Source organism: Pseudomonas sp. B40(2017) (genome assembly GCF_002112855.1).
GTDB lineage: Bacteria > Pseudomonadota > Gammaproteobacteria > Pseudomonadales > Pseudomonadaceae > Aquipseudomonas > Aquipseudomonas pharyngis.
On sequence record NZ_NEIT01000006.1, the window covers coordinates 1 to 13938 of the forward strand.

A 13938-nucleotide genomic window follows, 5' to 3' on the forward strand; every position below is an offset into this window, starting at 1 on the left:
ATCGCCGATGGTAGTGTGGGGTTTCCCCATGTGAGAGTAGGTCATCGTCAAGATTAAATTCCGAAACCCCAATTGCGAAAGCAGTTGGGGTTTTGTTTTAGTAGAAGTCACCGATTTTTGCCGGAACGTTACTGCGGTAACGGGCTGGTCACAGAATTTCTTGACGACCATAGAGCGTTGGAACCACCTGATCCCATCCCGAACTCAGAAGTGAAACGATGCATCGCCGATGGTAGTGTGGGGTTTCCCCATGTGAGAGTAGGTCATCGTCAAGATTGAATTCCGAAACCCCTGTCTGCTAAAGCAGACAGGGGTTTTGTCGTTTCAGGGGACACCAAAAACCTGTATTCAAACCGCTCTGCGTGCCTTGCTGCTCCGACGAGCCTGCCATTTGCGCCACCAGATGTAGACGCCAGTCCCCGACAACCCCGCAATCAGAACACCCAATACTGCGATCATCACTTGCCCGGTGAAACCTATGATCCGCCCCCCATGTATCGGCAACTGCAACCGATAAAACCGCTCTCCCAACGTCCCTTCTCCTGCGATCTCCTGCCCTAATAATCGTCCGTCAGTACCGTGGAAGAACAACCAGGATTTGCCGTGGGCCTCGGTGTCATGCTGTCCAAACCCCGCACCGTAGAAGTTGTACTCAAAGCTGTAATACAACTCGCCGATCGCTGCTGTCAGCCCCAACCTTTTTCCCTCCTGCTGTGCCCTTTCGTACGCCTGTTGATAACTCAATCGGGTGATCCCCAGCTCTTCGGCCGGCATTCGCCCTCGGGCCTCATACACGCTCGGTTCAATCGGAGAAAACAACGACACCACCGGTTTGAAAACCTGGCTCGGCAGGTTCATCGCCACGCTGCTGACGGCTATCGGCAGCAATAACAACCACAGCCACAAGCCCCCTGCCCGATGCAGATCGAAGTTGAGTCGATAGGCATGCCCGCCCTTGATCTTCCAGGCGCTCGACCACTTCTTCCAGAACGGTTTCCCCCGCGGCAATGTCAGCCAGAGGGCGATGAAGCAGTCGATCACCCAGGCTATGGCCACCAACCCCATCAACAGCAAACCCCAGTTACCGGGGAGTGTCAGGTTGTAGTGAAACTCGAGAATGAACGGAACGAAGTTCTCACGCTGGAAACAGCACTCGCCCCAGTAACGCTTGCCTTTTTGCTCGCCATTGACAGGGTCGAGGTAGAACACCTGATTGCGTTCTTTATACGGTTCGCCCGTCGCCGGATCATTTCGCGGAACCGCCGCCAGTAATGCCGTGTGGCCTGCCTCGTTCGGGTACTCCATGTACCAGACCTGCAACTTCGGATGTAACGATTGCACCGCATCCACCAGCTCACCTGGCGGTAGTCTCGCCCCCTCGGCTGAAGCTGCGTAAAACTCCGGAATCAACCACTCATCCAGCTCATGGTGGAACGCCAGAATGCTCCCGGTAACCCCTGCCAGCAGCAGAAAAACCGCCGTGGCCAACCCGATATACCGGTGCAATAAAACCAGAAACGAACGCATGAAAATTCCCCCACAGATACGACAAAGCCAGCCCCTGAAATCAGGGGCTGGCTTTTTTATGCACAAGACAAAGGTTTAGAACTGGTAACTGACCGTGGCGGCGACGTTGCGCTCTTCGCCCATGTAGCAGAAGTCCAGACTGGCGCAGGAGGCTACGTAGGATTCGTTGGTCAGATTGTTCGCATTCAGGCGTACGTCGACACCCTTCAGACCGACCTTGCCGAGGTCGTAGCCAATCGATGCGTCAAACAATGTGTAGGACGGCACCTTCGTGGTGTTCTCTGCATCCGCCCAGCTATAGCCGACATAACGCACACCACCGCCCAGTCGCAGACCATCGAGTGCCGCGCTGTCGAACTTGTAGTCGGCCCACAGCGATGCCATGTGCCGCGGTGCCTGGGTTGGCGAATTGCCTTTGTTCTCGATCACATTGGTCGGTGTGCTCAAGGTGCTGGTCATCGACTTCGAGTATTCAATGTCGGTGAAGGTGTAGCTGCCGAGGACTTTCAGGTTGTCAGTCAACTGCATGTGCGCTTCCAGTTCCAGACCCTGAGAGCGGACAGCGCCTACAGCGCGATAAAAGTTTTCCTGCGGCAGCTTGGTCGCCAGGTTCTCTTGATCGATGTGGAACAAGGAGGCGGTGAACAGGTTGTCGGTACCCGGCGGCTGGTACTTCAGGCCCACTTCCCACTGCGTTCCATCGGTCGGTGCGAGAGGATTGCCGGCACTGTCCGCGTAGGAGTTCGGATTGAACGACTCGGAATAGCTGACGTACGGCGCAAGCCCGTTATCGAACAGATACAGTGCGCCGGCACGGCCGGTGAGCTTGGTGCGTCGGTCGTTGATCTCGGTTCCGACCGGGCGGCCCGCTTCGGCGATACGGTTTTCGTCGGAGGTTTCCACCCAGTCCTGACGCAGGCCCAGCGAGAAGCGCCACTTGTCCATCTCGATCAGGTCTTGCAGGTAAACGCCGGTCTGCTCCAGGCGCCGCAGATAGCTGGTCTCGCCGTACGGTGTAATAGCGGAATTGCCGTACACCGGGTTGAACGCGTTGATCGGCGCCAGACCGCCGCTGGTCCAGTCGACCACGGTTTTGCGCCGCTGGTAATCCGCACCCATCAGCACTGTGTGCTTGGTCGCGCCGGTGAAGAATTCGGCCTGGAGCATGTTGTCGACGATGAACGCATGGAGGCGCTCGTTACCGCCGGTGTAGTAGCGATTCAGTTCGTTGCTGGTCGGCGACGTCCAGCCATAGGCGTACACCTGATCCATGTTCACTTTGGAGTCGAGGTAGCGGAAATTCTGCCGTGCGGTGAAGACGTCGTTGAAGCGGTGTTCGAACTGGTAACCGAACGACTGCTGATCACGGGAGTAGCCATCGATGCCCGGCTCGCCTTCAAAGAAGTGCGGCGAGATACGATTACCGTTGCGTTGACGAATCGTGCCGTCGGCCGGCACGCCACCGTGATAGCCGCCGTCCGGGTCATGCTGCAGATACGCTTGCAGGGTCAGTGAGGTGTCTTCGCTGAAGTCGATGCTGACGGTCGGTGCGAGGGCGAAGCGCTTTTCCTTGTTGTGGTCGAATTGCGTGTCGGACTGATCCGTCAAACCGATCAGACGATAGGCGATGCGCTTGTCGTCATCGACCGGTCCGCTGAAGTCAAAACCGACACCACGTTGGCCCTGAGTACCCACCGTGGCTTGTACCTGGTGATAGGCCTCGTACAGCGGCTTCTTGCTGGTCAGCGCCACCAGACCGCCCGGCGAGCTACGGCCGTAGAGTACCGACGACGGGCCCTTCAGGATATCGACACGCTCGAGGAAATACGGATCGACCTGCATGGTGCTGTAGGTGCCGCTGTCGCCCATCGACTTGAGGCCGTCGAGGTAGATGTTATCCACCGAACCGTCGTTGAAGCCGCGCATCGCCACATAGTCGTAACGGTGCGTGGCGCCGTAGGGGTTGGTCAGCACACCGGGGGTGTAACGCATGGCCTGGGACACGGTTTGCGAGCCCTGGTCATCCATTTGCTCGCGGGTGACCACGGACACGCTTTGCGAAGTTTCCAGCAGCGCGGTACTGGTCTTGGTGGCGATCTGACTGTGCGTCGCGTTATAGCCGTCCATGCTGCCCAGTGCGTTGCCGAGGGCGAAGCCTTTGATGTCGGTGGTCGGCAGGGCCAGCGCTTCGGTTTCTGCGACCGAGCGCAACACATAGCTGCTGCCGTCCTGGCTGATCGCCTCCAGGCCCGAGCCGCCGAGCAAGTGGCTCAGGGCCTGATCGGTCGAATACTCGCCCTGCACACCCGGTGACTGCCGGCCCTGGGTTTGCTGCGGCGTCATCGACAACGTGATGCCCGCCTCACGCGCGAACTGGTTGAGCGCATCGCCCAGCGGTCCGGGGGCGATGTTGTAGCGGTGGCTGCTGACCTTGCTGGCATTGGCCGCCATGCTCAGGCTCGGCAGCACGCCAACGCCCAGTGCAGTAGAAAACAGCGCCGCCCGAACGGCGTGGCGCAACAGGCCGGATTCGGCAGAGAAATTCAGAGGGTTCTTACAGGTAACGCGCGCAGTCATTGTAGGTTTCCGTAGGCAGTCGCGAAGGCTGAGTTGAAGTGCTTACTGACTAAGCCGGACTTGCCGCGAAAACCCGCCAAAATACTTTCAGGCCACAGACTCCAGCGTCACCCACCAACGGGTGCGGTAGCGCAATTGCACCGGCAGGGTCTGCGGCAGGATCGCCAGCAGCTTGTCGGTGTCCTCAAGACGGAACACGCCGGACAGACGCAAATCCGCAATATCCGACGCACAGCTCAGAAATCCCTGACGATACCGGCCGACTTCGCCGAGGAAGTCGCCCAGCCGCATGTTGCGCGTCACGATCAGCCCGTCGACCCAGGCGCCGGCGTCCATGTCCAACGGCGGCGCGGGACGTATCTGATGGTGATCGATCAGATAGCTCTGGCCGGCGATGGCCTCCGTCGAGTTGCCAGCGGAATGAATCGCGACCCGGCCACTGGTAACGCTCAGGCGCGTGCATCCATCTTCCTGGCGCAGAATGAATCGCGCCTTGAACGGCTCGTAGCTGCCATGACGGCTCTGCACCCACAGCGGTCGATCAAACGGCGCACCTTCATCGGCACCGCCGCAGGTGACGACGATTTCGCCACGGGTCAGTTTGATCAGCCGTTGCTGTGCGGTGTAATCGAGATCCACGCTGCTGGCGGTGTTGAGCTCGATCCGCGTGCCGTCCGGCAACTGGAAGCCAAGGCGTTCGCCCGTGGCGGTGGCATAGTCGGCACGCCACTGTTGCCAGACGGAAGTGTCGCTGGCCAGCCATCCCGCCGAGCCCATCAGCAGCGCGCCGGACAATAGCTTCAAGGCCTGACGTCGACCCAACCCCTGCGCACTGTTTTCCAGCGTGTTGAACGCCACCTGCGCACCGGGCACGGCGCGCAGATTGTGGGTCAGTTCGGCTTGCAGAGACTGCACCCGCTGCCAGGCCAGTTCGTGATCATGGTGTTCAGCGCGCCATTGTTCGCACTGGCGATTCAGGCGCGGGTTGCCATGGTTATTGCGCAGACGCAGGAGCCAGTGAATGGCCTGTCGTACGACTTGTTGCGGTGGCTCGGCGCGTCGGCCAAGCGAGAGGTTATCCACCGGCATCAGCTTTCATACCGCAACATGTAGCAGTGGAACAGGGCGTCGGCGACGTAGCGTTCTACCGAGCGCAGGGACAGCCCCATCTGCTCGGCAATCTGTTTGTGGGTCAAACCTTCGCACTGAGCCAGCAGAAATGCCTGACGCACTTTTGGCTTCAAGCCTTCAAGCATGCGGGCGATGCCCTCGAGCAGTTCGATCACCAATGCGCGGGATTCGGCGCTCGGAGTTTCGGCTTCAGGCAAATGGGCGATGGTTTCCAGATAGGCGCGTTCAATTTCCTCACGGCGCCAATGGTCGATCACCAATCCCCGGGCAACCGTGCGCAGAAACGCGCGGGGTGCCTTGAGTTCCAGGCGCTCGGTGCGCTGCAACAGGCGAACGAAGGTGTCCTGGGCCAGATCCGCCGCATCGGCAGCATTGCCCAGCCGAGCGCGCAACCAGCCGTTGAGCCAGCCGTGATGACTCGTGTAAAGCGCCTGTACAGCCAACTCAGGTGAGGACATGAACGCGACAGCCCGAACGTCACAAATGATAATTAGTCGCATTGTCATCAAGGGTTACAGAATTTGCAACCGGCGCTGCAAAACGCTCATCAAAAAAGCAGAGGCGACCGCTCTAATACGCCGTCCGGCGGGAATCTGGCAGAAATGCCGCCCATTTCCTGCAAAGCCCTAAGTTTTCTCCGAAGCGTGCCGACAGACTGGTGAGACATGCGTGCACCAAAGTAGAGCAGCCCTCAGAACGCTGCCTGCGCTGTACATGGAATGTTGCATCCGGAACGCATCCCCACTTTTCGCATAAGAAGTCCCATGAAATGAATCTCAAGTTCAGCCATAAAATCCTGCTGGCCGCCTCGGGCGTCGTGGTCCTGGCGTTCGCGCTGTTCACGTTGTACAACGACTATCTGCAGCGAAACACCATTCGCCAGAACCTCCAGTCTTCCGTCCAGCAGGCCGGTGACCTGACCGCCAGCAGTGTGCAGAACTGGATGAGCGGGCGGATTCTGGTACTGGAAAACCTCGCGCAGAACGTTGCCCATCAAGGCAAAAACGCCGACTTCCCGGGCCTGGTCGATCAACCGGCCTTCACCTCGAACTTCCAGTTCACCTACGTCGGTCAGGCCAACGGCGTGTTCACCCAGCGCCCTGACGCGAAGATGCCGGACGGTTACGACCCGCGTCAGCGTCCCTGGTACAAGCAGGCCGTGGCCGCTGACCAGACCATGTTGACCCCGCCGTACATGGCCGCCGTTGGCGGTCTGGTGGTGACCATCGCCATGCCGGTGAAAAAGAACGGCGAGCTGCTCGGCGTAGTCGGCGGTGACCTGAGTCTGGAAACCCTGGTGAAGATCATCAACTCGGTGGACTTCGGCGGCCTGGGCCACGCGTTCCTGGTCAGCGGTGACGGTCAGGTGATCGTCAGCCCGGACAAAGACCAGGTGATGAAGAACCTCAAGGACATCTACCCGAACGCCGGTGTGCGTATCGAGAAGGGCAACCAGAACGTGGTGCTCAACGGCCAGGAACGCATCCTGTCGTTCACTCCGGTCGCCGGTCTGCCGAATGCCGAGTGGTACATCGGTCTGTCGATCGACCGCGACAAGGCCTACGCCGCACTCAGCCAGTTCCGTACTTCGGCACTGATCGCGATGTTCGTCGCAGTGGGTGCGATTGCGGTGTTCCTGAGCCTGCTGATCACCGTGCTGATGCGTCCGCTGATCACCATGGGCCGCGCTATGCAGGACATCGCCCAGGGTGAAGGCGACCTGACACGCCGCCTGGTGGTGGAAAGCAAGGACGAGTTCGGCGAACTGGGCAGTTCGTTCAACCAGTTCGTCGAGCGGATTCACGCCTCGATTTCCGAAGTGTCTTCCGCGACTCGCCACGTACACGACCTGTCGCAACGGGTGATGGCATCGTCCAACGCCTCGATCATCGGCTCCGACGAGCAAAGCGCGCGCACCAACAGCGTGGCTGCGGCGATCAATCAGCTGGGTGCCGCCACCCAGGAAATCGCCCGTAACGCCGCCGATGCTTCGCAACACGCCAGCGGCGCGAGCGAGCAGGCCGATGACGGTCGTCAGGTGGTCGAGCAGACGATTCAGGCGATGACCGAGCTGTCGCAGAAGATCAGCCTGTCGTGCACCCAGATCGAAACCCTGAATGCGAGCACCGACAACATCGGCCACATTCTCGACGTGATCAAAGGCATCTCCCAGCAGACCAACCTGCTGGCGCTCAACGCGGCTATCGAAGCGGCCCGGGCCGGTGAAGCCGGACGCGGTTTTGCGGTGGTGGCGGACGAAGTGCGCAACCTCGCTCACCGCACCCAGGAATCGGCGGAAGAGATCCACAAGATGATCACTTCGCTGCAGGTCGGCTCCCGCGAAGCGGTGACCACCATGAACGCCAGTCAGGCGTCCAGCGAGGAGACCGTTGAAGTGGCTAACCAGGCCGGTCTGCGACTGGTCAGCGTGACCCAGCGCATCGGCGAAATCGACGGCATGAACCAGTCGGTGGCTGCCGCTACCGAGGAACAGACTGCCGTGGTGGAAACCCTCAACGTCGACGTCAACCAGATCAACCTGCTGAACCAGCAGAGCGTGGCCAACCTCAATGAAACGTTGAAGGATTGCGATGCGTTGTCGCAGCAGGCCAACCGTTTGAAACAACTGGTCGACAGCTTCAAGATCTGACATCAAGTCAGACCGCGTTATCGTTCATCGCGGGCAAGCCCGCTCCCACAGGATTTCAGGCGCACACAACATTTGTGACCGACCGGGAACCTGTGGGAGCTGGCTTGCCAGCGATAGCGGTGGCTCAATCACCGCAGAACTGAAACCTTACACAAACAGCTTCAGCACATTGCCCATCGCATCATCGGCAAAGCCCTGCACGAAGTCCTTGAACCCCGGCAGTGCCTCGGGCCCACCGCTGGCCGGTTCGGCAATGATCGTCCAGGTCGCCCGCGACTTGCCCGCGCCCAGCGATTCCACATTCATCGCCGCCCACAGATTGGCCACGCCCAGCGTGTTGTAGATCGTGGTCCAGGTCATGCTCAGCGCCTGGTCGTCCCGGGAATTGAGTTGCTCGACCACCACGTTGCCATCCTTGAAGAACTTCTTGCGCAGCGAAGACACGCCTTCGCCGGTCATTTCAATGTGCGACAGCGCCGGAATGAAACGGTCGAAGCCGTCGAATTTGCCCACTACCGACCACACCTCATTGGCGTCCACCGGCACTTCCACCGAAGACACGACGTGGCAGCCGTGAGGGTTTTTGATCAGGGTGTCGGGTTGCAGATTGTTCATGGTGTTGCTCCTTGGTTGATGAGTCAGATGAAGTTGATTTCTTTCAGGTAGTCGCAGCCGCGACGCAGCAGCGCCGGGGATTTTTCCGGGTAGTGCGCGCCCATCTGCTGCACGCCGGCCTGGGCGTTGGCGTGGCCGATCAGGGAGATGTCGCCGATGTCTTCCTCGAAGCCGTTGAGGTAGAAACCGAGCACGCCGAACAGCGCGTTATCCGCATCGACGCGGCCCAGTTGCTGTTGCCAGTCGGCGACGCTGACCAGCGAAAACTCGCTGCCGGTTTCGCGGAACGACGCGACGTAGGCATCCCAGCTCAGGGGCTCCGGGTTGTGCAGGTTGAACACCGCCCGTTCGGGCGAATAACGGCTGGCGTGGAAGGCGATGAAACGGGCGAGAAAGTCCACCGGCATCAGGTCGAAATTCAGTGCGAAGGCCGGCACCTGACCGAGCTGGATCGAGCCCTTGAGCATCAGCATCAAACGGTTCTTGTGCGGCTGGCAGACGCCGCTGAGGCTGTTGAAACTGATGTTGCCGGGCCGATACAGATTGACCCGCACCCCACGCTCCCGGGCCCGTTCGAGGATGCGCTCACCGACCCATTTCGACAGGTTGTAGCCGTTGCGGATGTAGATCGGCGGCGTCGGTGCGGCGGGCAATTCCAGCACCCGGCCCGCGTCGTCGACGGTGCTGGAGGCCGACAGCGTCGAGACGAAGTTGAACACCTTCTTGCTGCGTCCTTCACACAGCCGCAGCAGTTCGAAAATCGGCTCGACGTTGTCCGCCGCCAGCGACTCGTAGTCGAGCACGTGATTGACGTTGGCCGCGTTGTGCACCAGCGCGCCGAACTCACGATCCAGTCGCTCGAAATCCTCATTGGCCAAGCCCAGTTGCGGCCGGCTGATGTCCGCCGAATAGACCCGCACCCGGCTCAGGTCCAGATGCTCAAGCCGGTTCTCTCGCAGCGCTTGGGCAAAGCGCTGCGCCGCGGTTTGCCCGCCGCCGTCGCGCACCAGACACGCCACCTCGCTGGCGCCCCATCCCAGCAGCGCCTCGACGATGTGCACACCGACAAAACTGTTGGCGCCGGTGACGATCACCTTGTGCACATCGCCCATGCGGCTGATCGGCAACGGCTCGATTTCCAGCGCTCGCTCGGCGTCGGCCATCGCCTGGGCGCTGAGCACCGCGCTGTTGTCGGTGCCGCGCACCAGCGTGGCGAGCTTGGTGATGGTCGGCAGTTCGATGAAGCGGTTGATCGAGATGCTGCGACCGAATTCCTCCCGCAGACGCAGGAGCATGCGTGACAGCAGAATCGAGTGACCGCCGAGATTGAAGAAGCTTTCGTCGGTGGAAATATCGCTGGTCGGCAGCTCCAGCAACTCGCCCCAGATCTCCAGCAGCAGCGCTTCGTCGGCGTTGGCCGGCAGGCATTTCGGGCCGCTGTCCTGCACGCTGACCGGCAATTCCAGCAAGGCTTTTCGGTCGACTTTGCCGTTGGCGGCGAACGGCATGTTCGGCAGTTCCGTCCACGCCACCGGTTGCATGTAGTCGGGCAAAAACTGCTGGGCGTGTGCCTTCAGCGCATCGCGGGCGGCATCTGATTGCGGCTGGGCGAGGAACGCGAGAATCCGCCGCTGGCTGTCGATCACCACGGCGATCTGCCGATACAGCTGACTCTCGCGCAGGCACCGTTCGATCTCCTCCGGCTCGACACGGAAGCCGCGGATCTTCACCTGATTGTCGCGACGTCCGCACAGCTCGATGCCGTCCTCGCCCCACTTGGCCATGTCGCCGCTGCGGTAGGCGCGCAGACGCTGACCATCCGGCAACTCCAGGTCCAGATAGCGCTCGGCGGTCTGCTGTGGATTGTTCAAGTAACCCAGGCACACGCCGGGGCCGACGATGAACAGTTCGCCCACCGTTTGCTCCGGCACCGGTTGCAGGTCGTCATCGAGGATCAGCACCCGACTGTTGGCAATCGGCCCGCCGAGGGTGCGATTGCTGTCGCCCGGTTGCAGTTGCCGCGCGGTGATCAGCACCGTGGCTTCGGTGGGGCCGTAGAGGTTGTACAGTTTGCCCTGGCGCGTCAGTTGTTCGATCACGAACGGCTCGCAGACGTCGCCGCCAGTCATGATCCGCCCGACACTTTGCAGTTGCTCCAGCGGCAGGATGCTCAACAGCGCCGGCGGCAGGAACGCATGGGTCAGTTGTCGGCGTCGGATCAGCGCCACCAGTTGCAGCGGATCGCGGCGCTGGTTGTCGTCGGGCACCACCAGTTCCGCGCCTTCGAGCAGGGTCGGGAAGATATCGATCAGCGACGAGTCAAAACTCAGCGACGAGAACTGCAGCACCCGACTCTCGGTGTGCAATTGCACGTAATCGGCGTACCACGTGGTGAAGTGGGCGAGATTTGCCTGACTCAGCAGCACACCCTTCGGATGCCCGGTGGTGCCCGAGGTATAGAGCGCCATGCACGGCGCATCGAGCTCGGGCCGGCGAAGCATCAACGGTTGCGTCAGATCGACGTCAGTGCGGTCGATGCGGCAGACATCCAGCCCCGGCATCGAACCGCTCAGCGGGTGTTCGCCGTCGTGCAGCAACAGCACCGCCCCGGCGTTTTCCAGAATGTATTGCTGGCGCTGAAGTGGATGGCTCGGCTCCAGCGGCAGGTACACCGCACCGCTGCCGAGAATCGCCAGGATCGAAGCAAACAGCGCATCGCATTTCGGCAGGCAAATCCCCACCACCCAGGGTTGCTGCTGTGTCTCCAGTATTGTCAGCAACCGTTGCTGGATCGCCCGGCCGTGATCGTGCAACTGGCGATAGCTGATCGACTGCTCGGCGAGGTGCAGCGCCGGGCGCTCCGCGTGCTCGATCAGACTCTGTTGCAGCCGCTCGATCACCGGGATCTGCGCCTGTTGCAGCAAGGCCGGATTGGCCGTGACATTCAGGCGATGGACGTAGGCCAGGCCGTCGAGAAACAGCAGGTTTTCCACCTGTTCGAAGTCCGGCGCACGGGCCGCTGTCGCGTGCTGGAAATACTCGGCATCGCGGGAAAAGCGGCTGACCAGCAGCGCCACTTCGTCCACCACCTGCGCCAGTGTTCGCTGGCGCAGGGCCTGACCATTGCCGGACGGTTCGTCGGCGATGGGCACGCGGCTCAGCAGTGTCGTGTTGCAGAGGCACAGCAGATCAAGCACCGGCAAACCGCCGACGCCCGTTGCACCGATACCCAGACGTAAAGTCAGGTGCGGTGTCACGCCGTGATCCTGCGGCGCAAGACTGCCGTCATCGATCACCAGATCCACCGACGGAGCCGCTTGCGTCAGCAATGAATGACCGTGTTGTTCGAGCTCCTGCGCCAGGTCGGTCAAGGCCTGGCTGCGGCCCCTCAGCAAAATGTCGAGACGTCTCATGTCAGCCTCCTTGTCAAACCAGGTAGTCGCGCAGGGCGTGCTGCACGCACGGTGTGTCGAGCAGTGAACTGTTGTGGAAAAACCGCACGATGTTGCCCACCAGCGGGTGGTGGCGATTGATCGGGAAGGCCAGCCCGGCCATCTCGTTTTTCAGTGCGCGGCGGGTGGCATCGTTGACCGGCAGGGCATCGATCAGACGCAGGTCGAAGGACTTCTGGATGTCGTTGGTCAGGTAATGGCCGATGAACACCGGCAGGATCTGCGCGATGCAGTCGCGGTCAGCGTCGCTCGCGGTGTGCCAGTAGATGCGCACCATCCGCGCCCAGAAACTCGAGTGCCGGCCCTCGTCGAGCAAGTGGTCGGCCATCAGGCCCTTGATCGACGGCTTGACCGTATCGTCCCGGGCGAACGCCGCAACGTCGCCGGTCACGGTGTTTTCGGCGATGGCCACGCAGATCAGCTCCACGGCGCTGCGCAGGTGTTGCGGGGCCAGTTCGACGGCAGCCGGAATCGCCCGGCTCAGTTCGATTTCATTCGGCAGCTCGATGGGCTGGATGCCGGTCATGGCCACCGTCTGTTGCATGAAATCCATCGCCACCAGCGCGTGGTAATCCTCGTCCACGACCACGGTCATGGCGTCGTAGCGACAGGCGAACGGGAAGGCCACGGCGAAGCGGTTCTTGGCGATGCTGCGGGCGGTTTTGTCGACGATCTCGGTTTCGAAAATCACCACGTCGTTGATGAATTTGTACAGCGTCTGCACCAGGGCAAAATCACGCTGTTCCGGGCATTCGCGCAGGAAGGTTTCGCTGAGCACCAGCGGCTGGCGGCTGAGCGGATAGATCAGCCGCGCGTCGTCCTCCAGCACGCGGCGTGGCCGGGTGCGAATGGTTGCGCGGCTTTCCCAGGCGTCGGCGAAAGACTGGTAGTCGGCGGCGTTCATTGGGCCACCTCCGCCAGCGGTTCGCGCATGCTCAGGCGCAAACCGTCCCACAGGGCGATGCGGCTTTCCACGGCGGCGATGGCGCTGGCGTAGACCTCGGCTTCGCGCTGCGGATCGCCGTCCACCAGTCGGTCCAGCAGTTGTTCTGCGGCCGGGCCGTGGTCTTCGGAGTCGACCTCGATGTGTCGCTCGAGGTAGTAACGGAAGGTCGGCGCCTGCTCGACGCCAATGCCCCAGGCATCGAGCATGCGCTGGAACATGGTCGGGATCACGCTCTCGCGACCGTGCAGGAATGCGGCAGCAACGCTGTGACCGGGTGCATGCAGCGCGGTGTGCAAAGTGTCGCGGACGAATCGCGCCGCCGCCGGATCGACCTCGACGCTTTGCAGGGCGACGTCGTAACTCACGCCCTCCTGCTGCAGCGTGACGAAGCGTTCCACGGCTGTCGTGTCCGCACCGACTTCGCGCATGGCATCGAGGTACAGTTCGAAGTGACTGTAATGCCCGTGTGACAGCCGATCGTCCGATTCTTCCCCGAGCACGATTTCGTTGATCAGTCTTGCTGCGTGCGGGTCCCGTGGCGGTAACCACGGCAGGCGAGTGCAAGTCAGTTCCTGCTGCAGGCGTTTGGTCAGCGACATGAAGTCCCAGACAGCAAATACATGGGACTCCATAAACCGGCGCAATGTCGCCAAAGAATCGATCTCGGAGAAGATCGGATGAATGCTGAGTTCGGCTTTCTTCAGTGTAAGTTGCTCTTTAGTTGGCATGGTTGCGAGACTCTGGTTAATAGGGAATAAGGATTGCTCAATTAATCGCTAACAACGTTGAGCAAGTTTCTCCAGGCGAACGACAGCCTCATTCGGTTTCGATGAAAACAGGCAATGTCTGAAGGGCTCGGGACAGCAGCAGACGGATAAACCGCTGCGAACCCGGCCGTAGCGCAAGGTTTTGCCGGGTTGGTGATTTCGGATCCAAACCCGGCGAAGAAAAACTAATACATCGCAAAACAACTTAACAAGTTTATTTTTAATTATTTTTAGTTGGCTGTTTTTGAAGTATGAGTGGGGCTGATAAAACTT

Annotated in this window: 9 protein-coding genes and 1 rRNA gene; 2 read left to right on the plus strand and 8 right to left on the minus strand. The window is 60.6% G+C overall.

Annotated features, from left to right (window positions below; translation table 11 throughout):
* The first annotated feature begins 159 nt into the window (after positions 1 to 159).
* Positions 160 to 275 (plus strand): 5S ribosomal RNA (rrf, locus tag CAF76_RS17170).
* Positions 276 to 348: 73 nt separating this feature from the next.
* Here the strand turns inward: rrf and CAF76_RS17175 are convergent.
* The 4 genes from CAF76_RS17175 to CAF76_RS17190 all read right to left on the minus strand — a co-directional run bounded on the left by CAF76_RS17175 (position 349) and on the right by CAF76_RS17190 (position 5693).
* A complete protein-coding gene (locus CAF76_RS17175) occupies positions 349 to 1527 on the minus strand; it encodes a PepSY domain-containing protein (protein WP_085647885.1) in 1179 nt (392 codons plus the stop codon).
* 75 nt (positions 1528 to 1602) lie between these two features.
* A complete protein-coding gene (locus CAF76_RS17180; RefSeq protein WP_085647886.1) occupies positions 1603 to 4104 on the minus strand; it encodes a TonB-dependent siderophore receptor in 2502 nt (833 codons plus the stop codon).
* An 87-nt stretch (positions 4105 to 4191) separates the two neighbouring features.
* Positions 4192 to 5193 carry a FecR domain-containing protein gene (locus CAF76_RS17185; RefSeq protein WP_085647887.1) on the minus strand — a complete coding sequence of 334 codons (1002 nt, stop codon included), beginning with the start codon at positions 5191 to 5193 and terminating at the stop codon, positions 4192 to 4194.
* Positions 5193 to 5693, minus strand: a complete 501-nt coding sequence (locus CAF76_RS17190) for a sigma-70 family RNA polymerase sigma factor (RefSeq protein WP_085647888.1) — start codon at positions 5691 to 5693, stop codon at positions 5193 to 5195. Before CAF76_RS17190 ends, CAF76_RS17185 begins: the two co-directional genes overlap by 1 nt.
* A 311-nt stretch (positions 5694 to 6004) precedes the next feature.
* Between CAF76_RS17190 and CAF76_RS17195 the strand changes: the two genes are divergently transcribed.
* Positions 6005 to 7885, plus strand: a complete 1881-nt coding sequence (locus CAF76_RS17195; protein WP_064592567.1) for a methyl-accepting chemotaxis protein — start codon at positions 6005 to 6007, stop codon at positions 7883 to 7885.
* Between the two features lie 147 nt (positions 7886 to 8032).
* Here CAF76_RS17195 and CAF76_RS17200 read toward each other — a convergent pair whose 3' ends face one another.
* From CAF76_RS17200 to CAF76_RS17215, 4 genes are read right to left on the minus strand one after another with little or no spacing between them, the layout of a single operon-like run.
* Positions 8033 to 8500 (minus strand): SRPBCC family protein, encoded by a 468-nt coding sequence (locus CAF76_RS17200; protein WP_085647889.1) that lies wholly within the window; start codon positions 8498 to 8500, stop codon positions 8033 to 8035.
* Between the two features lie 23 nt (positions 8501 to 8523).
* Positions 8524 to 11913 (minus strand): non-ribosomal peptide synthetase, encoded by a 3390-nt coding sequence (locus CAF76_RS17205; protein WP_085647890.1) that lies wholly within the window; start codon positions 11911 to 11913, stop codon positions 8524 to 8526.
* A gap of 13 nt (positions 11914 to 11926) precedes the next feature.
* On the minus strand, positions 11927 to 12856 hold the full coding sequence (locus tag CAF76_RS17210) for a diiron oxygenase (RefSeq protein WP_085647891.1): 930 nt from the start codon (positions 12854 to 12856) through the stop codon (positions 11927 to 11929).
* A complete protein-coding gene (locus CAF76_RS17215) occupies positions 12853 to 13626 on the minus strand; it encodes a DUF3050 domain-containing protein (protein ID WP_039773044.1) in 774 nt (257 codons plus the stop codon). Before CAF76_RS17215 ends, CAF76_RS17210 begins: the two co-directional genes overlap by 4 nt.
* Between the last annotated feature and the right edge of the window lie 312 nt (positions 13627 to 13938).

Bases quoted from the DNA above. Each gene is read 5' to 3' on its own strand.
- CAF76_RS17175 (WP_085647885.1), bottom strand. From the start codon at position 1,527: ATGCGTTCGTTTCTGGTTTTATTGCACCGGTATATCGGGTTGGCCACG.
- CAF76_RS17180 (WP_085647886.1), bottom strand. From the start codon at position 4,104: ATGACTGCGCGCGTTACCTGTAAGAACCCTCTGAATTTCTCTGCCGAA.
- CAF76_RS17185 (WP_085647887.1), bottom strand. From the start codon at position 5,193: ATGCCGGTGGATAACCTCTCGCTTGGCCGACGCGCCGAGCCACCGCAA.
- CAF76_RS17190 (WP_085647888.1), bottom strand. From the start codon at position 5,693: ATGTCCTCACCTGAGTTGGCTGTACAGGCGCTTTACACGAGTCATCAC.
- CAF76_RS17195 (WP_064592567.1), top strand. From the start codon at position 6,005: ATGAATCTCAAGTTCAGCCATAAAATCCTGCTGGCCGCCTCGGGCGTC.
- CAF76_RS17200 (WP_085647889.1), bottom strand. From the start codon at position 8,500: ATGAACAATCTGCAACCCGACACCCTGATCAAAAACCCTCACGGCTGC.
- CAF76_RS17205 (WP_085647890.1), bottom strand. From the start codon at position 11,913: ATGAGACGTCTCGACATTTTGCTGAGGGGCCGCAGCCAGGCCTTGACC.
- CAF76_RS17210 (WP_085647891.1), bottom strand. From the start codon at position 12,856: ATGAACGCCGCCGACTACCAGTCTTTCGCCGACGCCTGGGAAAGCCGC.
- CAF76_RS17215 (WP_039773044.1), bottom strand. From the start codon at position 13,626: ATGCCAACTAAAGAGCAACTTACACTGAAGAAAGCCGAACTCAGCATT.